Annotated in this window: 24 protein-coding genes and 1 riboswitch; of the genes, 9 read left to right on the top strand and 15 right to left on the bottom strand. The window is 72.7% G+C overall.

What is annotated here, in order from left to right:
* Nucleotides 1-661: 661 nt before the first annotated feature.
* Together OG286_RS17770 and thrC are read right to left on the bottom strand one after the other, a co-directional pair.
* Entirely contained in the window at nucleotides 662-940 is a 279-nt protein-coding gene (locus tag OG286_RS17770) for a ubiquitin-like small modifier protein 1 (RefSeq protein WP_396324366.1), read from the bottom strand.
* A 31-nt stretch (nucleotides 941-971) separates the two neighbouring features.
* On the bottom strand, nucleotides 972-2,267 hold the full coding sequence (gene thrC / locus OG286_RS17775) for a threonine synthase (RefSeq protein WP_396324365.1): 1,296 nt from the start codon (nucleotides 2,265-2,267) through the stop codon (nucleotides 972-974).
* Between the two features lie 17 nt (nucleotides 2,268-2,284).
* Nucleotides 2,285-2,419, bottom strand: a riboswitch (SAM riboswitch).
* 171 nt (nucleotides 2,420-2,590) lie between these two features.
* On the opposite strand from thrC, the gene OG286_RS17780 reads away from it, so the two are divergent.
* Entirely contained in the window at nucleotides 2,591-3,598 is a 1,008-nt protein-coding gene (locus OG286_RS17780) for a glucosyl-3-phosphoglycerate synthase (RefSeq protein WP_396324364.1), read from the top strand.
* 38 nt (nucleotides 3,599-3,636) lie between these two features.
* Complete coding sequence (locus tag OG286_RS17785; protein ID WP_396324363.1) at nucleotides 3,637-5,106, top strand: trehalose-6-phosphate synthase; 1,470 nt, start codon at nucleotides 3,637-3,639, stop codon at nucleotides 5,104-5,106.
* Here OG286_RS17785 and otsB read toward each other — a convergent pair whose 3' ends face one another.
* Both otsB and OG286_RS17795 read right to left on the bottom strand, forming a co-directional pair.
* Nucleotides 5,107-5,949, bottom strand: coding sequence for a trehalose-phosphatase (otsB, locus tag OG286_RS17790; RefSeq protein ID WP_396324362.1), 843 nt, complete (start codon nucleotides 5,947-5,949; stop codon nucleotides 5,107-5,109). It lies immediately after the preceding gene.
* Nucleotides 5,950-5,993: 44 nt separating this feature from the next.
* Complete coding sequence (locus OG286_RS17795) at nucleotides 5,994-6,254, bottom strand: DUF3263 domain-containing protein (RefSeq protein WP_396324361.1); 261 nt, start codon at nucleotides 6,252-6,254, stop codon at nucleotides 5,994-5,996.
* Between the two features lie 66 nt (nucleotides 6,255-6,320).
* On the opposite strand from OG286_RS17795, the gene OG286_RS17800 reads away from it, so the two are divergent.
* Nucleotides 6,321-6,665, top strand: coding sequence for a cupin domain-containing protein (locus tag OG286_RS17800; protein WP_396324360.1), 345 nt, complete (start codon nucleotides 6,321-6,323; stop codon nucleotides 6,663-6,665).
* Between the two features lie 24 nt (nucleotides 6,666-6,689).
* On the opposite strand, the gene OG286_RS17805 is transcribed toward OG286_RS17800, so the two are convergent.
* Nucleotides 6,690-7,961, bottom strand: coding sequence for an extracellular solute-binding protein (locus tag OG286_RS17805; protein ID WP_405360963.1), 1,272 nt, complete (start codon nucleotides 7,959-7,961; stop codon nucleotides 6,690-6,692).
* 348 nt (nucleotides 7,962-8,309) lie between these two features.
* Here OG286_RS17805 and OG286_RS17810 point away from each other — a divergent pair, with 348 nt between their 5' ends.
* Nucleotides 8,310-9,257: an ROK family protein gene (locus OG286_RS17810; RefSeq protein ID WP_396324358.1), complete on the top strand. Its 948-nt coding sequence runs from the start codon at nucleotides 8,310-8,312 to the stop codon at nucleotides 9,255-9,257.
* Entirely contained in the window at nucleotides 9,254-10,450 is a 1,197-nt protein-coding gene (gene nagA / locus OG286_RS17815; protein WP_405365467.1) for an N-acetylglucosamine-6-phosphate deacetylase, read from the top strand. The genes OG286_RS17810 and nagA overlap by 4 nt, the downstream gene beginning before the upstream one ends.
* 77 nt (nucleotides 10,451-10,527) lie before the next feature.
* Here the strand turns inward: nagA and OG286_RS17820 are convergent, their stop codons facing one another.
* Both OG286_RS17820 and OG286_RS17825 read right to left on the bottom strand, forming a co-directional pair.
* Entirely contained in the window at nucleotides 10,528-11,526 is a 999-nt protein-coding gene (locus tag OG286_RS17820) for a hypothetical protein (RefSeq protein ID WP_405360959.1), read from the bottom strand.
* Nucleotides 11,527-11,677: 151 nt separating this feature from the next.
* The gene (locus OG286_RS17825) at nucleotides 11,678-13,483 is read right to left on the bottom strand and encodes a diguanylate cyclase domain-containing protein (protein WP_396325385.1); all 1,806 of its coding nucleotides are present in this window, start codon (nucleotides 13,481-13,483) and stop codon (nucleotides 11,678-11,680) included.
* Nucleotides 13,484-13,851: 368 nt separating this feature from the next.
* Here OG286_RS17825 and OG286_RS17830 point away from each other — a divergent pair, with 368 nt between their 5' ends.
* Nucleotides 13,852-14,379, top strand: a complete 528-nt coding sequence (locus OG286_RS17830) for a flavin reductase family protein (protein WP_396325386.1) — start codon at nucleotides 13,852-13,854, stop codon at nucleotides 14,377-14,379.
* A gap of 14 nt (nucleotides 14,380-14,393) precedes the next feature.
* Here OG286_RS17830 and arfB read toward each other — a convergent pair whose 3' ends face one another.
* Nucleotides 14,394-14,825, bottom strand: a complete 432-nt coding sequence (gene arfB, locus OG286_RS17835) for an alternative ribosome rescue aminoacyl-tRNA hydrolase ArfB (protein ID WP_396325387.1) — start codon at nucleotides 14,823-14,825, stop codon at nucleotides 14,394-14,396.
* Nucleotides 14,826-14,887: 62 nt separating this feature from the next.
* Between arfB and OG286_RS17840 the strand changes: the two genes are divergently transcribed.
* On the top strand, nucleotides 14,888-15,376 hold the full coding sequence (locus OG286_RS17840) for a hypothetical protein (RefSeq protein WP_396325442.1): 489 nt from the start codon (nucleotides 14,888-14,890) through the stop codon (nucleotides 15,374-15,376).
* Nucleotides 15,377-15,500: 124 nt separating this feature from the next.
* Complete coding sequence (locus tag OG286_RS17845; protein ID WP_396325388.1) at nucleotides 15,501-16,076, top strand: TerD family protein; 576 nt, start codon at nucleotides 15,501-15,503, stop codon at nucleotides 16,074-16,076.
* Nucleotides 16,077-16,284: 208 nt separating this feature from the next.
* On the opposite strand, the gene OG286_RS17850 is transcribed toward OG286_RS17845, so the two are convergent.
* From OG286_RS17850 to OG286_RS17880, 7 genes are all read right to left on the bottom strand, one after another.
* Nucleotides 16,285-17,463 carry a hypothetical protein gene (locus OG286_RS17850; protein ID WP_405360956.1) on the bottom strand — a complete coding sequence of 393 codons (1,179 nt, stop codon included), beginning with the start codon at nucleotides 17,461-17,463 and terminating at the stop codon, nucleotides 16,285-16,287.
* A gap of 144 nt (nucleotides 17,464-17,607) precedes the next feature.
* Nucleotides 17,608-18,096: a DUF3180 domain-containing protein gene (locus OG286_RS17855; protein WP_396325390.1), complete on the bottom strand. Its 489-nt coding sequence runs from the start codon at nucleotides 18,094-18,096 to the stop codon at nucleotides 17,608-17,610.
* A 214-nt stretch (nucleotides 18,097-18,310) separates the two neighbouring features.
* The gene (gene folK / locus OG286_RS17860) at nucleotides 18,311-18,910 is read right to left on the bottom strand and encodes a 2-amino-4-hydroxy-6-hydroxymethyldihydropteridine diphosphokinase (RefSeq protein ID WP_396325391.1); all 600 of its coding nucleotides are present in this window, start codon (nucleotides 18,908-18,910) and stop codon (nucleotides 18,311-18,313) included.
* Between the two features lie 40 nt (nucleotides 18,911-18,950).
* The gene (folB, locus tag OG286_RS17865) at nucleotides 18,951-19,310 is read right to left on the bottom strand and encodes a dihydroneopterin aldolase (protein ID WP_030059580.1); all 360 of its coding nucleotides are present in this window, start codon (nucleotides 19,308-19,310) and stop codon (nucleotides 18,951-18,953) included.
* Nucleotides 19,311-19,556: 246 nt separating this feature from the next.
* Complete coding sequence (locus tag OG286_RS17870; RefSeq protein ID WP_396325392.1) at nucleotides 19,557-20,039, bottom strand: nuclear transport factor 2 family protein; 483 nt, start codon at nucleotides 20,037-20,039, stop codon at nucleotides 19,557-19,559.
* Between the two features lie 31 nt (nucleotides 20,040-20,070).
* Entirely contained in the window at nucleotides 20,071-20,976 is a 906-nt protein-coding gene (gene folP, locus OG286_RS17875) for a dihydropteroate synthase (protein ID WP_396325393.1), read from the bottom strand.
* An 86-nt stretch (nucleotides 20,977-21,062) separates the two neighbouring features.
* Nucleotides 21,063-22,898, bottom strand: a complete 1,836-nt coding sequence (locus OG286_RS17880; protein ID WP_396325394.1) for a phosphatidylglycerol lysyltransferase domain-containing protein — start codon at nucleotides 22,896-22,898, stop codon at nucleotides 21,063-21,065.
* A 373-nt stretch (nucleotides 22,899-23,271) separates the two neighbouring features.
* Between OG286_RS17880 and OG286_RS17885 the strand changes: the two genes are divergently transcribed.
* Nucleotides 23,272-24,432: an alpha/beta hydrolase gene (locus OG286_RS17885; RefSeq protein ID WP_396325396.1), complete on the top strand. Its 1,161-nt coding sequence runs from the start codon at nucleotides 23,272-23,274 to the stop codon at nucleotides 24,430-24,432.
* Nucleotides 24,433-24,526 lie beyond the last annotated feature (94 nt).

Genomic DNA, 24,526 nt, shown 5'->3' on the forward strand with positions numbered 1-24,526 from the left:
TGGCCCTTCACGCGCCCGCAGGTCGCGGGCCCGGGTCTGGTTTGAGGCCGGCCCGGGGAACCCCCCCTGGGCGCAGCCGTGCACGCCACAATCCCCCCGCCGAGCCACCGGACGGTGTCCGATGAAGGGGCGATTGCGTCGACCGCGGCTGAATGTATCCGGCTCGACGCCCTCTGCAACAGAGCCAGCCGCCGGGAATTCCCCCGGCCCGTCAGGGGACAGGACGGGCCAAAAGCCCAAAAACTTCACATTTCACGCCGGACATAGCGGACGAATTACCCAAATGCCCTCAAGAATTCTGACACCGGCCTGACATGTTTCACGGCCGCGGGCCCGGCGCCGGTCTCAGCGGCCGGACATACACCGGCGGTACGGGGCGCAACAGGGGGGCGACGACCGGTGCGAGGGGGGAGGGGAGGCCCTCTTCCCGGCCGAGCGACACTCTACTCCGACTGGCGGGGGAAATATTCCCGCCGGAATGCGGCGCGCGGGGACGGCCCGGGAAAGCGCCCGGGCGGGCGGCCTTCACGGCGACGCCGAAAGAATCCCGGAAGCACCTGGAAACACCCCGGGAACACCCGGAAGCTCGGGGGGAAATGCGAAGGCCGTCCGGGTGTACGGAATTCCGTACACCCGGACGGCCTCCCGTCGGCGGTGCGGCTCAGCAGCCGCCGGCCACCGCGGGAATGATCGACACGCTCGCGCCGTCCGCGATCTCGGTCGCCAGGCCCTCCGCGAACCGCACGTCGTCGTCATTGACGTAGACGTTGACGAAACGGCGCAGCTTGCCGGTGTCGTCCAGGATCCGGGCGGCGATCCCCGCGTGGTTCTTCTCCAGGTCGGCGATGACCTCACCGAGGGTGGCACCCTCGGCGGCCACCTCGGCGGCGCCGCCGGTGTAGGTGCGCAGGATGGTCGGGATGCGGACGTTGGCGCTCATGGGGGCTTCTCCTTGCGGCGGGGTGGAGGGGTCAGGCGGACGCGAGGCCGGCGTCGCGGAACGACGCCAGCGTCGGGCGGATGACGGCGGTCATCCCGGCGTCGGAGACGGCGTCCAGCGTCTTCAGGCCGTCGCCGGTGTTGATCGCGACGGTCTCCTTGGCCGGGTCCAGCTGCCCGGTCTCGACCAGCTTCTTCAGTACTCCGACGGTCACCCCGCCCGCGGTCTCGGCGAAGATGCCCTCGGTCCGGGCCAGCAGCTTGATCGCGGCCACCACCTCGGCGTCCGTCACGTCCTCGACGGCGCCGCCGGTGCGGCGGGCGATGTCCAGCACGTACGGGCCGTCGGCCGGGTTGCCGATCGCCAGCGACTTGGCGATGGTGTCGGGCTTGACGGGGCGGATCACGTCGCTGCCGGTCTTGAAGGCCGCCGACACCGGCGAGCAGCCCGCTGCCTGGGCACCGAAGATCCTGTACGGCCGGTCCTCGACCAGTCCGAGCCTGATCAGCTCCTGCAGCCCCTTGTCGATCTTGGTCAGCTGCGAACCCGACGCGATCGGGATCACGATCTGCTCCGGCAGGCGCCAGCCCAGCTGCTCGCAGATCTCGTACGCCAGCGTCTTCGAGCCCTCGCCGTAGTACGGGCGCAGGTTGACGTTGACGAAGCCCCAGCCCTCGCCGGCCGGGTCGCCGATCAGCTCCGAGCAGAAGCGGTTCACGTCGTCGTAGTTGCCCTCGATGCCCACCAGCTCACCGCCGTAGACACCGGCCATCACGACCTTGCCCTGCTCCAGGTCGTGCGGGATGAACACGCAGGACTTGAAACCGGCCCGGGCGGCCGCGGCGCCCACCGCACCGGCCAGGTTGCCGGTCGAGGAGCAGGAGAGCGTGGTGAAACCGAACGCGCGCGCCGCCTCGATCGCACAGGCGACCACGCGGTCCTTGAACGAGTGGGTCGGGTTCCCGGAGTCGTCCTTGATGTGCAGCCGGGCGGTGAACCCGAGCTCGCGGCCCAGGTTGTCCGCCTTCACCAGCGGGGTCCAGCCGGGGTTCAGGTTGGGCTTCCCGGCCACGTCGGCCGGCACGGGCAGCAGCGGCGCGTACCGCCAGATCGACGCCGGACCGGCCTCGATCCGCTTGCGCAGCTCCTCCGCGGCCTCGCCGCCGAAGTCGTACGCGATCTCCAGCGGCCCGAAGCACTCCGGACAGGCGAAGCTCGGACCGAGCGGGAACCGGCTACCGCACTCGCGGCAGGACAGGGCTGCGGCGGGGCCGAGGTCAACGGTTGCGGGTGCGGCGCCAGAAGGAGTCGTCGCAGTGATAGCCATGATGGCGGAGGCCTCTCTCCTCATCTTCCCCGTGACGCGGTCGCGCCACAGGCCGGAATTGGCACCTGTCCCGCCGGGGCCTGTAACGACAGCCGCGCGAGAAGGTTGCCGGGACGTCAACGGGCCGTTCCCTCAGTCCCTCTGGATGAGCTCTGTGAAGTTGTTGGTCTTGCGCAACGGTGACCCCGGCGTGCGAAGGTCCGACCGCTGTACGAAGACTGTATCCGAAGGCGTCAACCCCGAACGGGACCGTCCGCCACGCGAGATGACCCGTCCCGGCCCTTCCCAGCCCGTCCCAGCCGACCCCCGCCGAGGAGAGATCCGTGCCCGCCGACCCGACACCCGAGCTCCTCCCACAGGCGGCGTCCTGGCTGCGCCGCCGGTCGTGGAGCGCGGCCGACCGTCCGGTGCGCACCCTGCTGGACGCCAAGCGGGCCGCCGGCCGCGCGGGCACCGTCAGCGTCGTCCTGCCCGCCCTGGACGAGGAGGCCACCGTCGGCGACATCGTCCGCACCATCCGCCGCGAGCTGATGGAACGCCTGCCGCTGGTCGACGAACTGGTCGTGGTCGACTCCGGCTCCGCCGACCGCACCGCCGCCGAGGCCGCCGAGGCCGGCGCCCGGGTGGTCCACCGCGACGACATCCTCCCCCGGCTGCCGGCCGCCCCCGGCAAGGGCGAGGTGCTCTGGCGCTCGCTGCTGGTCACCCGTGGGGAGATCGTCTGCTTCGTCGACGCCGACCTGCGCGAGTTCGACCCGGCCTTCGTCTCCGGCATCATCGGCCCACTGCTCACCGAACCGGAGATCCAGCTGGTCAAGGCCATGTACGACCGGCCGCTGGAGACCGAAGGAGCCGTGGTGCCGGCCGGCGGCGGCCGGGTCACCGAGCTGGTCGCCCGCCCGCTGCTCAACCTGCACTGGCCGGAACTCGCCGGTTTCGTCCAGCCCCTCGGCGGCGAGTACGCGGCCCGCCGTTCCCTGCTCGAACGCCTCCCGTTCCCCACCGGCTACGGCGTCGAACTCGGCCTGCTGGTCGACGCCCTGGAGACCGCCGGCCTGGACGCCCTCGCCCAGGTCGACGTCGGCGTCCGCCACCACCGCCACCAGGACGGCCAGGCGCTCGGCCGGATGGCCGCCACCATCTACCGCACGGCGCTGGAACGGCTCGACCGCACCCACCGGCTCAAGGCCTCCGCCGACCTGGTGCACCCGCTGCTCACCCAGTTCACCCGTGACCCGGAAACCCGCGCGTTCACCGCCCACACCCACCCGGTCACCGCCCTGGAACGCCCCCCGATGCACACCGTCCCCGAGTACGCCACCCGGCACTGAAGGGTTTGGGTCCGCAGACCCCCGGCAACCAACCAGTCATGGGCGATCTCACGACCGAACGTTCGAATCCGACCGGCACCGCCCCCGTCCTGGTGGCCTCCAACCGGGGACCGGTGTCGTTCAGCACCGCGGACGACGGCACGCTGACCCTCCGGAGAGGAGGAGGAGGCCTGGTCTCCGGGCTCTCCGCCATCGACGACCCCGACGCCGTCTGGGTCTGCGCGGCCCTGGGCGACGCCGACCGCCGGGCCGCCCGGGAGGCGCCGGACGGCCGCCTCGACCGGGCCGGCCACGACACCGGCGGGCAGGCCGTCCGCATGCTGGGCATAGACCCGGAGACCTTCGCCCGCGCCTACAACGGCGTGGCCAACTCGACCCTCTGGTTCGTCCACCACCTGCTCTACGCCACCCCCACCGCCCCCTCCTTCGACGCCGGGTTCCGCACCGAATGGCAGGCCTACACGGCCTACAACACCGCCTTCGCCGACGCCCTCGCCGCCGAGGCCGCCCCGGGAGCGGCCGTCCTGGTGCAGGACTACCACCTCTCGCTGACCCCGGCCCTGCTCCGCGCCGCCCGGCCCGACCTGCGGATCGGCCACTTCTCGCACACCCCCTGGGCCCCGCCCGAGTACTTCCGGCTGCTGCCCGACGACGTCGCCGAGGCCGTCCTCACCGGCATCCTCGGCGCCGACCGGGCCGGCTTCCTCACCCGCCGCTGGGCCCTGGCGTTCGCCGACTGCTGCGAGCAGCTCCTCGGCGCCACCGTCGACCGCGCCGAGCTCACCGTCACCCTCCGGGGCCGCACCACCCGGCTCGGCGTCCACGCCCTCGGGGCCGACGCCGACTTCCTGCGCGAGCGCTCCCACCGCCCGGACGTCGACGAGCGCCTCGCCACCCTGCGCGAGGCCGTCGGCGACCGCCGCACCGTCGTCCGGGTCGACCGCACCGAGCTGAGCAAGAACATCGTCCGCGGCTTCCAGGCGTTCCGGCACCTCCTGCACACCCACCCCGAGTGGCGGGACCGCGTCGTCCACCTCGCCTTCGCGTACCCGTCGCGCACCGACCTCGCCGAGTACCGCGAGTACACCGCCCGGGTCCAGCAGCTCGCCGCCGAGATCAACGCCGAGTTCGCCACGCCCACCTGGCAGCCGCTGATCCTGCACGTCAACGACGACTTCCCGCGGTCGCTGGCCGCCTACCGGCTGGCGGACGTCGCCCTGGTCAACCCGATCCGCGACGGCATGAACCTGGTCGCCAAGGAGGTGCCGGTGGTCTCCGACCAGGGCTGCGCACTCGTCCTGTCCCGCGAGGCCGGCGCGTACGCCGAGCTGGCCGACGACGCCCTCACGGTCAACCCGTACGACGTCGTCGCCACCGCCGAGGCCCTGCACACCGCGCTCGGCATGCCCGCCGGCGAACGCGCCGACCGCACCAAGCGCCTCGCCGCCGCCGCGACTGCGCTGCCGCCCCAGCAGTGGTTTCTCGACCAGCTCGCCGCTCTCGGCTGATCACTCCCGGCGGCCGAGCTCCGCCCCCAACCGCTCCAGCAGTCCGACCACGCCGGCCGGGCCCTCGACCACCAGGTCGGCCCGGTCGGCGAGCTCCCTCACCGGCGCGTCCCCGACCGCGGCGCTGCACACCAGCAGCCCGGCCACGCCCTCCGCGCGCAGCTTCTCCACCGCCGCGAAGGCCGCCACGTCCCCCAGGTCGTCCCCGGCGTACAGCACCGACCGCGCGCCCCGCTCCCGCAGGAACCCGCTCAGCGCGGCCCCCTTGTCGATCCCGGGCGGCCGCAGCTCCAGCACCAGCCGGCCCGGCTCCACCACCAGCCCGTGCTCCGCGGCCAGGGCCTCCACCGGCGCGCGCAGCAGCTCCAGCGCCTCCTGCGGCGCCTCCGTCCGCCGCGTGTGCACCGCCAGCGAGCGCCCCTTGTCCTCCACCCACGTCCCCGCCGGCGCACCGGCCGCCGCCAGCGCGGCGTCCAGCACCGTCCGCACCGCGTCCACCCCCGGGTGGACCGGCGGCGCCGTCACCGCGCCGCCCTCCCAGCGCTCGGCCCCGTAGTGCCCCAGCACCACCACACCGTCGATGCCGTCGAACCCGCCGTACTCGACGGCCAGCCCGGCCGGCCGGCCGGTGACCACCGCCGTCGCGCCCACCCGCGGTGCCAGCGCCCGCAGCGCGCCCACCACCCCGGGGTGCGCCCGCGCCCGGTCGGGATCGGCCACGATCGGCGCGAGCGTCCCGTCGAAGTCCAGCGCCACCACCGCGTCGCGCGGCGAGGCGAGGACCGCCTCCAGGCCCTGGCGTCCGGCGTCCGTCCTCAGCTGCAAAGTCTCCTCAAGCCCCATGCCGGGACCCATACCCAGCCGTGCCCGCCGAAGCACCCGCCGGGCTACCGGGCTCCCCGCCGGGCCTCCCGCACCCGCCGCAGCCGGTTCACCAGGACCGGCGCGTACGCCAGCGCCTCCGGCCGGTCCAGCAGGGCGTTCAGAAGCTGGTAGTACCGCGTACCGGAGAGCCCCAGCTCCTCCCGGACGGCCCGCTCCTTGGCCCCCGCTGTACGCCACTGGCGTCCTTCGAGCTCCAGCACCGCCCGGTCCCGCTCGCTCAGCTCGTCCACGCTCCACCTCCGCCCACCACTACGGAGTGTCATTGTCCCCCGCGCACCCGACACACTCTGCGCCCCGCACGACGCCCGCTCCCCCACTAGCGTCGGCCCATGACCGAAAGTTTCGCGCTGCACATCCCCACCGCCGACCTCGAACCCGACCCGCTGGACCCGGCCCAGATCGTCTCCGGCACCCCCGAGGTCTCCGGCCGCGTGCTCTCCGAGTCCCCCGACGGCCGCCAGCTCCGCGGCATCTGGCAGATCACCCCGGGCGTGGTCACCGACGTCGAGGCGGACGAGCTGTTCGTGGTGCTGAGCGGCCGGGCCACCATCGAGATCGAGGGCGGCCCGACCCTGCACGTCGGCCCGGGCGACTGCGCCGTCCTGCGCGCCGGTGACCGCACCACCTGGACGGTCCACGAGACCCTGCGCAAGGCCTACGCGATCACCCTCTGACGCAGCACCCGGCGGCCCCCGGGTTCACTTCCGGACCCGGGCGGCCTCCTTGACCGCGGCCTCCTGCAGCCCCTCCAGCACCTGCTTGGCGTCCCCGGTCACGGCCCCGCCGATCCCCGCCTTGATCCGGTTGCTGACGTCGACCCAGGCCGGGTCACCGAACGGGTAGAAGCTGGCGTTGGTCAGCCCGGACGCGAACTGCTTCAGGTCCTCGTGCTTGCCGTCCGCGGTCATCTCCGTGAAGGCGTCCTGGGTGACCGGCAGCAGGTTGTACGTCCCGTCGAACTTGAGCTGGTTGTCCTTCGCGTAGACGAAGCTCAGGAACTTGCGGATCTCGTTCTTGTGGCCGTTGGCCTTGAACGCCATCATCCAGTCGGCCACCCCGAGGCTGCCCGTCCTGGCCAGGCCGTCCTTCTTGGGGATCGGCGCCGTCCCGAAGTCGACCTTCGCGTTGGCGGCCATCCGCAGCAGCGTCGGGTGCCCGTTCAGCATCGCGACCTTGCCCGCCGTGAAGTCGGTGAACACCGGCGTCCGGTTCATCCTTCCCGGCTCGGGGTACGTCAGCCTGGCATCCACCAGGTTGGTCTTCAGCCAGCTGAAGGTCACCTGGTTCTGGGCGCTGTCGATGGTGTAGTTGCCGACGTCGTCGGAGAGGCTGCCGCCACCGCTCAGCGTCCAGAGCATCGACTCGGCCGGCGCCTCCTCGGGCCCGAGCGGCAGCCCGTACGGCGTGACCCCGGGCACCTTGGCCTTGATCTTCTCCGCGGCCTGCTTCAGCTCGTTCCAGGTGGCCGGCGGCTGGGTGATCCCGGCCTGCCTGAAGATCGCCTTGTTGTAGAAGAGCACCCGCGAGGAGGAGACGAAGGGGATGCCGTACTGGGTGCCGAGCACCTGCCCGGCGTGGTTGAACGACTCCATCATGTTGGCCTGGGTGTCCAGCGAGAGCACGTCCGCGGCGGGGTAGAGCCGGTTCGCGGCGACCTGGTCGGCGAAGCCGCCGGTCTGCACCAGGTCGGGGGACTTTCCGCTGTCCACCAGGTCGCCCACCCGCTTGCCGATGTCGGTCCAGCCGACCACCTCGACGTCCACCTTGATGCCCGGGTTCCCGTTCTCGAAGCGGCGCGCGACGTCGTCCCAGTACTGCTTGGAGCTGGTCGCCGCGTCCTCGCCGTAGTCGGCCGCCACCAGCCTGAGGGTGACCGTCCGGTGGTCCTGGCCGCTGCAGCCGGTGAGCAGCAGCGCTCCGGCCAGCGCGGTGCCGAGCAGCCGGGTGGGGACCTGGGCGCGCCTGTTCAACGCGGGTACCGCCTTCGAGGGAGAAGAAAGCAGCCGGACGGGTGGAATCCGACGGGGGGGGAGCGCCACACTGCCAAAAGCCCTGCACAGTGGTCCAGACCTCCGGGCCGTACCCGCGGGGTAGTTATCGAAGTGCGGAGGTCGTTGCACGATGCGCAACGAATCGAGGCCGACCAGGCGCGAACCGACCCGGATCCGGCCCCGGGGCCGGCCGGCCGGGAGCCCGCGACGGCGCGCGCAAAGCGCCGCACACCACATGGTTCTGCGACAAAGCTCACCTACTTTGGACCAGACCAATCCGAGAACTGGACTAGACCTCTCCGGCCCAGCCAAGGGAAACTGTCCTCCGTGAAGCACGTCATCGCACTCGATGTAGGCGGCACCGGCATGAAGGCCGCGCTGCTCGCCCAGGACGGCTCCGTGCTGTTCGAAGCACGCCGACCGACCGGGCGGGAGAACGGCACGGATGCCGTCGTCGCCGCCATCCTCGACTTCGCCGCCGACCTGGCGGACGAAGGCCGCGGCCGCTTCGGCGTCGCCCCGCTGGCGGCGGGCGTCGCCGTCCCGGGGACGATCGACGAGAAGAACGGCATCGCGGTCTTCTCCGCCAACCTCGGCTGGCGGGACCTGCCGCTGCGCAAGCTGCTGGGCGAGCGGCTGGCCGGTCCGGGCGGTGTCGCGATGCCGGTCGCCCTCGGCCACGACGTGCGGTCCGGCGGTCTCGCCGAGGGCCGCCTCGGCGCCGGCCGGGGCGTCGGACGCTTCCTGTTCATCGCGCTGGGCACCGGCATCGCCGGCGCCATCGGCATCGACGGCCGGATCGAGGCCGGTGCCCACGGCTACGGCGGCGAGATCGGCCACGTCGTCGTCCGGCCGGGCGGCCCGCAGTGCGGCTGCGGCGCCCGGGGCTGCCTGGAGACCCTCGCCTCCGCCTCCGCCGTCTCCCGTGCCTGGGCCGAGGCCAGCGGGGACCCCGACGCCGACGCGGCATCCTGCGCCGTCGCGGTGGACGCCGGGGACGAGCGCGCGGCCGCGGTCTGGCAGCACGCGGTGGACGCCCTCGCCGACGGCATCGTGCTCGCCCAGAGCCTGCTCGACCCGTCCACGGTGATCGTCGGCGGCGGCCTCGCCGAGGCCGGCGACACCCTCTTCACGCCCCTGCGCGCGGCCGTCGGCGAGCGACTGACCTTCCAGATGCCCCCCGAAGTCGTACCCGCCATGCTCAAAGACACCGCCGCATCCCTCGGCGCGGGCCTGCTCGCCTGGGATCTGCTCTCCTTGGAGGTGACCGCGTGACCGCGCGGATTCAATCAGCGGCCCTGTCGCGGGGCACCGCCCTGTCCGGCGCCCGCCTCGTCCTGCCCGGCGGTGTCGTGGACGGGGACCGCCTCGCGATCGAGGGCACCCGCATCGCCGGCCTCGGCGGCGCCACCGAACCCGGCGACCTCGACCTCACCGGGTACACCGTCCTCCCCGGCTTCGTCGACCTGCACGTCCACGGCGGCGGCGGCGCCTCCTACGCCTCCGGCATCGCCGAGGAGGCCCTGCACGCCGCCCGCACCCACCTCGAACACGGCACCACCACCACCGTCGCCTCCACCGTCACCGGCGAGATCGACGACATCGCCCGCCAGGCCCACGTCCTGTCCGAACTCGCCGAGGACGGCACCCTGGCCGGCATCCACTTCGAGGGCCCGTTCATCTCCCCGGGCCGCTGCGGCGCCCACCGCCCCGACCTGCTCCGCGACCCCGACCCCGCCCTCGTGCGCAAGCTCGTCGACGCCGCCCGCGGCCACGCCACCATGGTCACCCTCGCCCCCGAACTCCCCGGCGGCCTCGACTCCGTCCGGATGCTCACCGACCTCGGCGTCATCGCCGCCGTCGGCCACACCGACTCCGACTACACCAAGACCCTCGAAGCCATCGAGGCCGGCGCCACCGTCGCCACCCACCTCTTCAACGCCATGCCCGGCATCGCCCACCGCGCCCCCGGCCCCATCGTCGCCCTCCTCGAGGACGAACGCATCACCGTCGAACTGATCAACGACGGCGTACACCTGCACCCCTCCGTCCTCGACCTCGCCTACCGCACCGCCGGCGCCTCCCGCGTCGCCCTGATCACCGACGCCATGGGCGCCGCCGGCATGGGCGACGGCCTCTACCCCCTCGGCCCCCTCCAGGTCGAGGTCAGGAACGGCGTGGCCCGCCTGGTCGAGGGCGGCGCGATCGCCGGCTCCACGCTCACCCTGGACGTCGCGTTCAAACGCTCCGTCACCGTCAACGGCCTGACCCCGAACCAGGCCGTCGAGTCGCTCTGCGCCGTCCCCGCCCGCCTGCTCGGCCTCGCCGACACCGTCGGCTCACTGGAGACCGGCAAGAACGCCGACCTCGTCGTGGTCGACTCCGTCACCTACGACCTCGCCGCCGTGATGCGCCGCGGCGAGTGGATCACCGGCGGAGACCGGTTCGCCACGGTCAAGCCCGCCTGACGGACCTCCGGTCACAGGACGACGGCCGCCCGCTCCCCGAGGGGAACGGGCGGCCGTCACGCGTCCGGGCGCCGTCGTCAGGTGCTGTACGGCTCCACCGTGATCTGGTCGATCAGCACCGGCCCGCTCGGGTTCGAGATGGTGACGGTGTTCGAACCGGCCTGCATCGGCGGGAGGATGAACGTCTTGAACCACGAGGACGCCGGGTCCTGGCCGGGCGAGTAGTTCTGGAACTTCAGCCCGCTCGGCCAGTCCTTGCCGTTGACCGAGGCCGAGGCCTTCACGTCGGCCGCCGCGTTGTTGAAGTGCACGGTCAGCTTGTACGTACCGGCCGTGGCGATGTCCCCGGTCCAGCTCACGGTGGAGCCCGGCTGCAGCGTCAGATAGCTCCCGTCCGCCGACTTGGCGCCCTTGACGGTGTTGCCGGACGGCGCGTTCTGCCCCTGCAGCTGCGCGGCGTCGACGGTGAACGGCCCGGCGGTGGCGGACGCGCCGGCCGACGGCGAACCGCCGGCCGACGGGCTGCCCGAACCCGAGCCGGTGCCGCTGCTCGGGGCGGCCGGCGCGGTGGTCTGGCCGCCGTTCTTGGCGTTCTTGTCGCCGTCCGGGTCCCCGGTGGAGAGCGCTATGCCCGCACCGATCGCGATGGCCGCGACCACCGCCACGGCGCCGATCACCGCGCCCTTGCTCCGCCCGCCGCTCGGCCGCTCCTCCCCCGGCTGCGGCCGGGAGCGCTCGGCGTACCGGGCCTGCTGGGTGGTCGCGCCGCCGCCGTACTCGGGCTGCTGCCCGTACGGCTGACCGCCCTGGCCGGACTGCGGGTACCCCTGCTGCTGCGGGGGGTACGGCTGCTGGCGCTGCTGCGGCGGGTACGGCTGCTGCCCGTACTGGGCGCGGCCGACCTCCATCGGGCGGTTGTACGACGTGCGGGGCACGCCCTGCTGCGGCTCGGCCGACTGCGCGGCACTGCCGTCGGCCGGACGGTAGAGGTAACCGAAGGGGTCGTCGTCCTGCGGGGCACCGCCCTCCGGGCTCTCGGGCACTCCGTTGCTGCCGGCGGTCGTCACGGTGGTCAACTCCCCCATCGCGTTCGCGTCGCCGGACTTCCGTGCCGCCGGCGCCAGTGGTCGCTCGTACCCGGGAACCCTACCTGCCGCCGGGGACGCCCCGGAAAGACCCCTTGACAACCCGCCGGTAGCTTTGCCCCGGCCGACGGCCGGACAGGACCTAACCGGCCCGGCGGTGCGAGCGCTCGCCCCGTGCCCCGCGCACCGAACCGCCCCGGGCCCGCTTCTCGTCGTACATCCGCTCGTCGGCGGTGTGCAGGACCTCCTCGATGCTCATCCCGCAGCCCGCCCAGCCGATGCCGAGGCTGACGCCGACCCGCATCGCCCGGCCGTCGATCCGCATCGGCGGGATGATCGCGTTGCGCAGCCGGTGGGCGAGGTCCTTGGCCTCCTCGCGGCCGATGCCGTCGGCCAGCACCACGAACTCGTCGCCGCCGAGCCGGGCCACCGTGTCGCCGTCCCGCACCGCCTGGCTGAGCCGGCGGGCCACCTCGACGAGGACGGCGTCGCCCGCGTTGTGACCGAACCGGTCGTTGATCGACTTGAACCCGTCGAGGTCGCAGAAGATCACCGCGAGCCCCTTGTCCACCACGGCCGCCGCACCCGAGCGGAACGGGCCCGACCAGACGTCGCCCGCCCCGTGGTCGGCCGGGACCACCGCGTGCACGTGATCCCCGTACCCGCCCGGCGCGGCGGGCGGCAGCGCGTAGCCGTCGACCGCGCCGTAGTGGTGGACGGGCGCGGAGAACGGGTCGCCCCCCTCCAAGCCGTCGTACGCGGCGTGCGCGCTGTAGGAGTCGGCGGGGTAGCCGGCGTACGGCTGCGGGTACGCGCCCTCGCCGAGCCCGGCCGCCGTGGCCGCGACGGCGCCGACGTTCTGCGGTTCGTTGCAGAGCCGCCGCCCCAGCCGGGCCTTCAGCTCGGCGCTGTTCGGGAGCCCGGTGAGCGCGTCGTGGCTGGCCCGGTGGGCGAGCTGGAGCTCGTGCCGCTTCCGGTCCTCGATGTCCTCGACGTGGGTGAGCAGGAAGCTCGGGCCCTCGGCCGCGTCGGCGACGATCGAGTTGCGCAGGCAGACCCACTGGTAGCCGCCGTCGCGCCGGGAGAGCCGCAGTTCCGCCCGGCCGCTCTCGGCGCTGGTGCGCTCCAGCAGCGCGCGGTCGTCCGGGTGGACGAGGTCGGCGAAGCTCTGCTGGCGCAGTACCGCGCGGGGGCGGCCGAGCAGGCGGCAGAGCGCGTCGTTGACCCTGGTCAGCTGACCGCGGCCGGCACCGTGCAGCTCGGTGATGGCCATCCCGCTGGGCGCGTACTCGAAGGCCTGGCGGAAGCTCTCCTCACTGGCCCGCAGCGCCTGCTGTTCCTTCTCCAGGCGGGCCAGCGCGCGTTGCATCTCGGCCCGCAGCCGGGCGTTGCCGATCGCGATGGAGGCCTGGAGCGAGAACATCTCCAGCGCCTCCCTGGTCCAGGCTCCGGGCCGCTTGCCGCTGCGCGGGCGGTCCACCGAGAGGACGCCGAGCAGGTCCCCGCCGGCGCTGTACATCGGGGCGAGCAGACCGTCGGCGGGGTGCCAGTCGTTGGCGTAGACGGGCATCGGGCCGTCGCCGATCCACCGCGGGATGTCGCTGGCCACGGCCCAGCCGCGGTCGTAGGGGAGGAAGCGGAGCGTGCCCCAGTGGTCGCTGACGCCGAGCAGCCGGTCCCAGGACTCCCGCGAGCCGACCTGGCCGAGCAGGACGGAGGGGCCGCCCATGGCGCTCTCCTCCAGCTCCCAGACGGCCGCCACCACGAGGTCCCCGTCCGGCCGGACGAGGCTGACCGCCGCGGCGTCGAACCCGAGCCCGTGCACCGCGCCCTCGACCACGGCCTGCAGCGTGCCCGCCAGGCTGCGGGCAGCGTTGAGGTCCGCCACGACCCGGTGCAAGGTGCGGAGGGTCGCGAGACGGACGTAGGGCTCCGACTCGGCTTCCATGCGGGGGCTCCCCGGCTGCTTCGGATAGTTCTTGAATGGTTATCGTCCGATTGCCAGAAGAACTGAATCACAGGGAGCACAGCGTTCGGCACGCTCGGTCAGCAATAGGCCATCACTTGTGACTTAAATCACACGACACTTATGCGCCCTTAATCAGCTCATCCGCCCCATAACGGGACACAAGGCTTTATCGGAACATTTCTGGTGGTCGGCCGCATTGGCCGCGCACTGAAGTCATCAGGCGGCCGGCAGGCCCCCTGCCTTCACTCCTGGGGGTTAGGCCGGCCCCGAACCGTGACCTCTGCGGCCCTGGTCCTACGACCACGGTCCGATGCCCTTCGGCGCCGCCGCCGACTACCGTGCGGTACGTGTACTCGTCTCCGCAGCCCGAAGCTGCCTCCCAAGCGACGCCCGACGAGTTTCGGGCGGCGCTCTCCCAGCTCGCCTCGGGCGTGAGCCTGGTGACCGTCCACGACCCGGAGGACGGCGAGGACGTCGGCATGACCGCCACGTCCTTCCTCTCCGTGTCACTGGAGCCGCCACTGGTGCTGATCTCCGTCCGCGAGGACTCGCGGATGGACGAGGTGCTCTCCCGCACGGAGACCTGGGCGGTGTCACTGCTCTCCGAGGAGCAGAAGGCGCTCGGCTCGAGGTTCGCCATGAAGGGGCGGCTCAGCGACCGGCTGCTGTTCGCCGACGCGCCGCACCACCGCGGCCCGTACAGCGACGCACCGCTGATCGACGGCGCGCTCGCCACCGTGGAGTGCCGCACCGAACAGCGGATACCCGCCGGCGACCACACCCTGCTGCTCGGGCGCGTCCTGCAGGCGGTCGTGCCCGACCCGGGCGGCCGCCCGCTGCTCTACTTCCGCGGCGGCTACCGGCAGCTCGGCTGAACCGCCGGGCCCTCCTACTCGCCCTTCGGGGAGCGCCGGCCCTGCTTCAGCTCGGCCCGGTGCCGCTTGTTGGAGAGCCGCCGCTCGACCATGCCCCGGCTCGGCTTCGTCGCCCGGCGGGTCTTCGGCGGCGGCGCGGTGGCCTCGCCCAGCAGCGACGCCAGCCGGGCCGCGGCGACCTCGCGGTTGCGCCACTGCGAGCGGTGCTCGGAGGCGCGCACCACCAGCACCCGCCCGTCCACCAGCCGGCCGGCCAGCCGCTCCAGGGCGCGCTGCCTCCACACCTCGGGCAGCGCCGCGGAGGCGGCCAGGTCGTAGCGCAGCTCGACCTGGGTGTCGGAGGTGTTGACGTGCTGGCCACCGGGGCCGGACGAACGCGAGAAGCGCCAGACGAGCTCGGCGTCGGGGACGACCACCGACCCCCGTACGCGGATGGGCTCAGGCATGCGCCCATCATCCCGCGCCCGGGACGCACCGGTCACGCGGTTTTACCAGGACAATGGCGTACGTGATCGAGCTCGGCTACTCCCTCTCCAACCGCTTCCCCGACCCCCCGCAGACCGACTACCGCACCGCCTCCGTGCACGCACTGCGGTACGACCTGTTCTGCGGCGACGTCTTCCTGGACAGCGACGGCACCGAACTGTCCACAGCCTGGGGATGGGTGCCGGTGCTCGACTTCGCCTGGGCGCTCTGCGACATCGCCGAAGAGCTGGACCGCGACCCCGACGGCAGCCGCGCCGCACGGGTGCAGACCGCCGACCTCGACTTCACCCAGAACACGGAGCTGCTGAGGTTCGCCCGCCGCTTCAACTGGGTGGAGGTCAGCGCCACGTGGCTGCCGGACGAGGAGCCCGCCGTGGTCCGCCACAGCGATCTGCGGCGCGAAGCCCGCGACTTCCTCCAGGACACCCTGGCCGACCTCTTCGACATGCACCCCGATCTGGCCGACAATCCGGCCATCTGGTCGCTCCAGGGCCGCTTCCGGCGAATCTGATCGGAATTCGTTCCGGCCATTGCCCTGACGTGATTCACCCAAAAGAATTTGCCGGGGAGCCTGGAACCAAGCCCACGGTCTCCCGCGTTATCCCGGGCAAAGCAACGAAGGGACAGCAAACACCATGCCAGTGAGCCTCTCCAAGGGTGGCAACGTCTCGCTGACCAAGGAGGCCCCCGGCCTGTCCGCGGTCACCGTCGGTCTCGGCTGGGACGTCCGCACCACGACCGGCGCCGAGTTCGACCTCGACGCCAGCGCGATCGTGCTGAACGCCGACGGCAAGGTGCTGTCCAACAGCCACTTCGTCTTCTTCAACAACACCAGCACCCCGGACAGCACCGTCGTCCACACCGGTGACAACCGCACCGGCGAGGGCGCCGGCGACGACGAGGCGATCAACGTCAACCTGGCCGGCCTGCCGGCCGAGGCCGTCAAGATCACCTTCCCGGTCTCGATCTACGACGCCGTCTCCCGGTCGCAGAACTTCGGCCAGGTCCGCAACGCCTACATCCGCGTGGTCAACGCGGCCGGCGGTGCCGAGATCGCCCGCTACGACCTCTCCGAGGACGCCGCCACCGAGACCGCCATGATCTTCGGCGAGCTCTACCGCAACGGCGCCGAGTGGAAGTTCCGTGCCGTCGGCCAGGGCTACGCCTCCGGCCTCGCGGGCATCGCCCAGGACTTCGGCGTCCAGCTCTGACGCCACCCCCGGAGCGCCCGGCCCCCCTCCGTCAGGGGCCGGGCGCTCCGCCGTTCCCGGCCCGTGCACGGAAGGCCGGCACCGCCGGCTTCCCGTGCGCCCCGGAGACCCTCCCGGACCGCCCTCCCCGCCTCCCGCCCGCAACACCTCGGCGCAGGGAGCCGGCCGGGCCGGCTCCCTGCGCCGAGGGCAGCAGTGGTGGGTGGGGTCAGCGCGAGGCGCGCAGCTCCGGGAGCTGGAGCAGCTCGGTCTCGTCGTCCGGAGTCAGGTCGACCACCTTCGGCTGCCCCTGGACCGCCTGGGCCGCCTCGGCCGGCTCCGTCCCGGTACCGGCCGCCGCCGGCTGAGCCTGTGCCTGTGCCGCGGCCTCGGCCTGGGCGGCCACCGCCTCGTCACCGACCACGTCGGCGAGGTCCGTACGCTCGCCCAGCTCCGCGACGCTGCCGACAACGGGGGCCGCAGCCGCCGCCCGGACGGCACCGGCGGAGTTGCGGCCGAAGAAGCTGAAGCCGTGCCCGCGCGCCGCCCCGGACTGCGCCGGCCGCGGCCGCGGCCGCTCGGCCGGCACCGCGGGCGCGGTCTGGGCGCCACCGAGCTGCCCGACCGTCGCCGTCAGCACCGGCCTCACCGGAGCCGCGGGTACGGCCACCGCGGGCCTGGACGCCGCCGGGGCGGGCACCGCGGGCACCACCGGGGCCGGCACCGCGGAGACCACCGGCGCGGGCACGGAAACGGGCTCGGAAACGGGCTCGGAAACGGGCGCAGGGGCGGGCGCGGAGACAGCCGCTGGCACCGTACGGGCGCGCAGCGCGACCTCCGCGCCGGCTGCACGCTCCCGCTGCTCCTGCTGCGCCGCCGCGCGCCGCTCCAGATGCCGCAGCACGGCGGCGGCCCGGATGAAGGCGGCCGGGCTGGCCGGGTACTTGGGGCGGCTCGCGGCGAGCGCGCGCTGCGCCGCCTCGGCCTCCTTGAGCGCCTGCTCCGCGACCATGACGGCCCGCTCGCGCAGCAGCCGCGCGATCTCCGTCTCGGCCTTGGCCAGCCGCGACTTCTCCGCCGTCAGCCGCCGCCCGAACCGGGTGGCCCGCTCCTCGGCGACCTCCGCCGCGTACTCGGCCTCGGCGAGCTGCTCCTCGAAGCGCTCCTCGGCCCGCAGCCGCTGGGCGACGGAGACCTCGGCCGCGGCCCGGGCGGCCCGGTCGCGCTGGCGCAGCAGCACCGCGATCCCGAGCGCCGCGAGCACCGCGGCCACGCCCACCGAGCGGACCAGGATGGTGTCCTGACTGAAAAGCAGCGCGGCCACCGCGGCGACGATGAGCACGCCGGCGGCGGTGGGGGGAAAGACCCGGCCGAGGACGGAGGAATGACGGTGGCGTCCGCGAGACATGCCAAGAAACTAGCGTGCGAATTGGGGCCGTGTCAGCCCAGGGTCCGCTTTGGCCCTTGACACTGCACAAGCTTTACCGCACGTGCCCGGCTTCTCACTCAAGATCACCGAGCGCATCGCCCCTGATCACGGAAAGGGGCCTGCTCAGCGGTGTGTGGCAGCCGGCCCGCTCGGGTCGTCGTGATTCTCGGGCAGCTTGCAGACGTGCTGGAGCCAGAGCGCCGCCGCGATCACCGCGATGCCGGCCAGCACCGAGAGGCCGGCCGTCACGGCCTGGTCCTTGCGGGCCGCCACGTCCAGCTCGCCGAGCAGGTAGATCCCCGCACCCGCGTAGATGCCGGTGACCACCGCGGAGACCAGTGCGCTCGCCTGCGCCAGGACGACCGCCCGTGCCGCGCCCAGCGGGTCCACCCCCTTCGCCCCGGGCTGCCGCTCGCGTGCCGCCTTCAGCCGGGACCGCAGCGAGATCGCCGTGGCGAAGAGGATCACCGCCACCGCGGCCAGGACCACCGGCGCCGCGCCGGGCACGGCCGGCAGGGTGTCCAGGGAGGCCCAGAGCTTGGCACCGGCCCAGGACAGCGCCGTCGTCGTGGCGATGATGCCGACCAGCAGGCGGAGGCGAAGCAGCTTCACTCGGACATGGTCCTTCCCGGGGTTCCGGAGTCGGGCGGCCGCCCCCGGGCTGGGGGTACAACGGCGCCAGGCCACCGTACCGGCCCGGCCAGGCGGGCACCCGCGCGTGTGGCGGACACCTGGTCGTACGGCCGGGGCCCCGCCCGAGTTCCCCGGCCGGCCCGGGCGGGAGCCCCCGCGCGGCCGGCCGGGCCCGGGCGGGCGGCCGAAGGCCCTACTCCGGCAGCGTCAGCCGGATGTCCTCGCGCCGCCGGACGCCCTGCGCGTCCGCGCCGCCGAGCGCCTGCAGCAGCGCGGCGACCTGCCCGTGCCCGGGCACCTCGGCCTCCGGCTGGGCGTCCAGCCAGGGGGCGAGCACGAACGCCCGCTCGTGCGAGCGCGGGTGCGGCAGCAGCAGCTGCGGGTCGTCGCTGGTGACGCCCTCGTAGGCGAGGATGTCGACGTCCAGAGTGCGCGGGCCCCAGTGGACGGTGCGGACCCGGCCGAAGGCGTCCTCGATCGCGTTGCCGCGCTCCAGCAGGTCGCGCGGGGGCAGCGAGGTGCGCAGCACGACCACCGCGTTGTAGTAGTTGGGCTGCTCCTCGGGGCCGCCGACGGCCTCCGTCTCGTAGACGGCGGAGACCGCCTTGATCCGGAGCCCGGGAGTGTCGGCGAGGGCGTCGACGGCGCCCTGGAGGGTGTCCAGGCGGTTGCCCAGGTTGGAGCCGAGGGCGATCACGGCGCAGCGCTGGCTGTGCAGCGTGGTGTCGGCCGAGTCCACCCGGCGCTCCAGGTCGAATGTGGTCGGCGAGGCGGTCGGGTCGCTCGTGGTCATCGGAATCCCTCTGCAACTGGAACGAGGTGCGCGGTCGGGCTCATGCGCGGCCCCGGTGAATGGTCACGGTCACGTCGTCGAACGGCACGGTGATCGGGGCGTCCGGCTTGTGCACGGTGACCTCGACCTCCTCCACCGCTTCGTGCTTCAGGCATTGGTCGGCGATGCGCTGGGCGAGGGTCTCGATCAGGTCGACGGGCTCGCCGGCGATGATCGCGGTGACCTCCTCGGCCACGATCCCGTAGTGCGCCGTGCGGGTGAGGTCGTCGCCGGACGCGGCGGGGCGGGTGTCCAGGTAGAGCACCAGGTCCACGACGAAGGTCTGGCCCTCGACGCGCTCGCGCTCGAAGACGCCGTGGTGGCCCCGGGCACGCAGGCCCCGCAGGGTGACGCGGTCCAGCAAACGAATCACTGCTCCCAGTCGGACGGGCCCTGCCCCGGCGGAACGTGGGCAGGCAGGGTGAAGGCGGGCATCGCGCCCGCCACTCCGTTTCGAATCTACCTGCGAGCGCAGACAACGCCTGACCGTCCTACCCGGCACGAACCGTCGCCACGCGCGCCGGAATGGCGATTGACGTGAACGTTCGGTGACCGATCGGAAATTCCCGGACGACCGTCGGGCTCCGTTTTCCCGACGGTCCCCGGATCAGTCCTCGTCCTCGTCGTCACCGCTGGTCAGCACAGGTGACCCATGGTGCGACCAGAGCTTCCAGCCGCCCGGCGTACGGCGGAAGAGATTGGTCGACACGACCTTTCCCCCGACCAGCGGCCCGAGTTCGCCCTCCTCCTCGGCCTCCCCGCCGGAAAGGATGTTCTCCGTGCACGTGACAAGAGCCACATCGCCGTGAACCTCGGCCTCGACATCGGTCAGGATGAACTGGATGTACTCCGTGTTCGCCATGATCAGCATGTACGAGCGGGTCACCTGGGCCCGCCCGCGCAGCACCGGCCAGCCGGGGTGCACGCACACCACGCCGCCCTTGTCGTCGGCCTCGGCGGCCCCCAGCCAGGCGTCCTCGAGCGCCTCCAGATCGCCGTTCTCCAGCGCCTCGTACAGCGCCCGGTTGGCCTCCAGTACGGCCTCCCGGTCCGCCTCTCCGGCTCGTTGACCCGCGGTCTCGCCACTCACCCTGCCGTCACCTGCCACAGACCCTCCCGTTTCACCCGCCCTCCGTGCCCGTCGTCGGGCAGGAGGGGCCCAACCGGGCCGCGCGCTGCCAGGCCGCGACCACCCGGACGGCATCCGCCGTGCCGGCAACGTCGTGCACCCGCACCGCCCAGGCGCCGGCCCGGGCCGACAGCACCGACACCGCAGCGGTCGCGTCGTCGCGCTCCCGGGCCGGGCGCAGCTCCCCGGTTTCCGGGTCGGCGAGCAGCGTACCCAGGAACCGCTTGCGCGATGCGGCGACGAGGACGGGACGGCCGAGCCCGGTGAGCGCGTCGAGCCGGCCGAGCAGCGCCCAGTTGTGCTCCGCGGTCTTGGCGAAACCCAGGCCCGGGTCCAGGATCAGCTGCTCCTCCTTGACGCCGGCCGCCAGCAGCCCGTCCACCCGGGCGGTCAGCTCGCCGACCACGTCGGCCACCACGTCGCCGTAGACCGCCAGCTCGTCCATGGCGGCGGACTGCCCGCGCCAGTGCATCACGACGAACGGGGCGCCGGTCTCGGCCACCACCCGGGCCATCGCCGGGTCGGCCAGGCCGCCGGAGACGTCGTTGATGATCCGGGCGCCGGCCGCCACGGCCTGCTCGGCGACGGAGGCGCGCATGGTGTCGACGGAGACCACCACCCCGGCGTCGGCCAGTTCGCGGACCACCGGCAGCACCCGGCCGAGCTCCTCCTCCTCGGGCACCCGCTGCGAGCCCGGGCGGGTGGACTCGCCGCCGACGTCCACCAGGTCCGCGCCGCGGGCCCGCAGCGCGAGGCCGTGCGCGATGGCGCGGGCGGGGTCGTGCCACATCCCGCCGTCGGAGAAGGAGTCGGGGGTCACGTTGACCACGCCCATCACGGCGCAGCGGTCGAGCCGCGGCAGTCCGGCCGGCAGGGAGAAGGACAGCGAATCGCTCATACCCCCCATTATCGAACCGGCCATTATCGAACCGGGCCCCCACCGGATGTTTCCCGGTGGGGGCCCGATCAGTGGTGCGGCGCGGCTCAGGCGGCCTCGGTGACCTCCGGGCACGGCGCCGGCATCAGGCCGTGCCGCTGCGGCTTGCGTCCGAAGCGCGGCATCCCGAGCGTGATGAAGGCCTCGGCCTGCATCGCGGCGAACCCGATCCGGGGCAGGTCGCGGGTGTTGGGGAAGACCAGGAAGCGCGGCTCCCACTCGGGCTGGAACTTCGCGTTGAACTTGTACAGCGACTCGATCTGGAACCAGCGCGAGAGGAAGACCAGCAGCCCTCGCCAGGCCCGCAGCACCGGCCCGGCACCGATCCGCTCACCGCGGGCCAGCGCCGAGCGGAACATCGCGAAGTTGAGCGAGACCCGGCGGATGCCCATCGCCGGCACGGCCTGCAGCGCGGCCACGATCAGCAGCTCGTTCAGGCCCGGGTCGGCGGCGCGGTCACGGCGCATCAGCTCCAGCGAGATGCCGTCCGGCCCCCACGGCACGAAGTGCAGCACGGCCTTCAGGTCGTCGCCGCTCTCGCCCTCCTCCGGCGCCTTGTGGGCGGTGACCACCACGCAGGCGTCGTCGCCCGGGTCGCCGAAGCGGCCCAGCGCCATCGAGAAGCCGCGCTCGGTGTCGGTACCGCGCCAGCGGGCGGCGGCGTCGGCGATCCGGTACCTCTCGTCCGCCGTGAGGTCGGCGACCTTGCGCACCTGGCAGGAGTAGCCGTTGCGCTCGATCCGCTTGACCATCTGCCGGACGTTGCGCATGGCCCGGCCGGAGAGCGAGAAGGTGCTCGTGTCGACGATCGCCTCGTCGCCGAGCTCCAGCGCGTCCAGCCCCGCCTCGCGGGTCCAGACCTCGCCGCCGACCTCGCTGCAGCCCATCACGGCCGGCACCCAGGCGTGCTCGCGGGCCTCGGCCATGAAGACCTTGATCGCGCCCGGCCAGGCCTCGACGTCGCCGACCGGGTCACCGGAGGCGAGCATCACGCCGGAGACCACCCGGTACGAGATCGCCGCCTTGCCGGTGGGCGAGAACAGCACGCTCTTGTCGCGGCGCAGCGCGAAGTAGCCGAGCGAGTCCCGCTCGCCGTGCCGGTCGAGCAGCCCGCGGACCTTCTCCTCGTCCTCGGCGGTCAGCTCCGGCTTGGGCTTCTCCGGCCGCAGCGCCAGGTACGCGGTGGTGAAGGCGGTGATCAGGCCCATCCCGCCGAGCAGGTAGGCGACGAGGTCGGAGACCCTGTCCGAGGTGTAGCCGACCGGTCCTTCGAAGCCGAACAGCCCGTACCCGACGTGCTCCAGGCGGTGGAACAGACCCGGGTGGCCGATCTCGTACTTGGTCCGGGTGGAGACGATCAGCAGGCCGATCAGCACGCTGATGGTGCCCATCACGGCCAGGTTGACCACGGCCCGCCAGCGGGTGCGCGGGTCGGCCTTGGCGTAGAACTCGCGCCGGTGGACCAGCATCACCGCGAACAGCACCAGCGAGACGACCGCCGGGCCGATCTGGTGCCAGCGCAGGATGTGCAGCGCCGCGCCGACCGGCAGCAGCACGCAGACCGCGCGCCAGGCCCGCTTCTTGCGGCGGCGCAGGGCGTGGGCGAGCAGCACCAGCAGCAGGCCGACCATGAGCGTGCCGGCCGTGGCCAGGGTGGTGGTGCCGCCGGGCAGCTGCCCGGTGAAGTCGTGCACCCTGGTGTGCCGAAGCCTGGGGAACACCGCGCTGGCGATGTCCACCAGCCCGATCAGGAGGCACGCGTAGCCGACCGCACCGGGGAGCCAAGCCCTCGGGACGGCGGCCGCTTGGGTACGAAGCGTCTGCAGGCCGCGGCGGCGGGGCGGCTGCTCGGGGCTCGGCTCAACGGACACGGGAACGCTCATGGAAGCTCAGCGTAGAGGCTGCGGAGCGCAGTCCTGTCACTCCGGGGGAGGAGTTGTGATGGACCTTCATGCCTTTTCCTTCATCGGGCAATGCGCACACCAAACATCCGGAAACAGAAGGTAAACCGGTGTTCGGCGTGCGCTGCGATTGAGCCGAGGGTGGGAGCCGGGACCCCGCACCGCGTGGCGCGACGGGCCCCCGCATGCGCGGTACGTACGGTGGACGCCGCATTCTAGGGCGCCGGTTGCGTGGGATCACCCCCGGCCTCCCGGCCTGCCCCGACGTCCGGACAGCCTAGCCGCGATGGCCGGAACTGACGGACCGCCAGACGATGAAGCCTGCCCGACAGTGTCCCAGCGGAAGGCCGACGGCATGGAACTGACCAGCGACGCGTTGGTGAACTCGCTGCTCGCACTCGGCGCGGCGGCCCTGCTCGCCACGCTCTGGCTCTGGCCCCGGCTGGCCCGCCAGCGCCCCTTGCCGGTGATCGGCCGGGTCGGTCTGATGACCGTCACTCAGGTCTCGGTGCTGGCGGTGCTTGCGCTCTCGGTCAACAACTCCTTCGGCTTCTACACCTCCTGGGACGACCTGCTCAGCCCCGGCGGCGCCAAGCTGGCGCTCACCAGCAACGAGAACCACCACGGCGGCACCCCGGTCTCCGACGCGCTGGTCCAGCCCAGCAACGAGGGCGGCATGGAGGAGATCACCGACCTGCCCAAGGGTCCGCCGGAGGAGGTCGGCAAGGTCGAGTCCGTCCGGGTCACCGGCAAGGAGACCGGCCTCTCCGACCAGATGTTCGTCTACCTCCCGCCGGAGTACTTCGACCCGAAGCTCGCCATGGTGCGCTTCCCTGTCCTGCTGGGCATCTCCGGCTTCCCCGGCACCAGCCTGAACCTGATGAAGGAGCTCCCCGTCCCGCAGACCGCCTGGGAGCTGCGCAAGGCCGGCAAGATGGCGCCCGCGATCATCGTGATGGCCCGACCGACCGTCGCCCCGCCGCGCAACACCGAGTGCGTGGACGTCCCCGGCGGGGCGCGCACCGAGTCCTGGTTCGCCAACGACGTGCCCGAGGCACTGCGCGCCACCTACCGGGTCAGCCGTTCCGCCTCGTCCTGGGGCGTGCTCGGCTTCTCCACCGGCGGCAGCTGCGCGATGCGGCTGGCGATGCGCTACCCGGAGGTCTTCGGCAACGGGGTGGGCATGCACGGCGACTTCAAGGTGGCCGAGGACCAGTTCACCGGTGGCAACCTCTTCGGCGGGGACAAGGGGCTGGCCGACCACAGCGACCTCAACTGGCGGCTGCAGAACCTCCCCGCGCCGAACCTCTCGCTGATGGTGATCAGCAGCCGCAAGGAGGCCGACTACCCGGAGACGGTGAAGTTCGTCGAACTGGCCCAGCAGGTGTCGGCGGCCAACCCGCAGTTCAAGGTCGAATCGCTCTACCTGGACGACGGGGGCCACAACTTCGACAGCTGGCGCCGCGAGCTGCCCGCCGCCCTGGAGTGGATGGGCGCCCGGCTCACATGGACCTGACCGCCGCTTGGTACCTCGCCGCCGGGTGAGTGATTACCGGCCGGTCGGGTGAGGCGTCCGGCGCCCCGCGGGAACGTATCGCGGCCGCCCGGCC

Source organism: Kitasatospora sp. NBC_00039, assembly GCF_045160625.1.
GTDB lineage: Bacteria > Actinomycetota > Actinomycetes > Streptomycetales > Streptomycetaceae > Kitasatospora.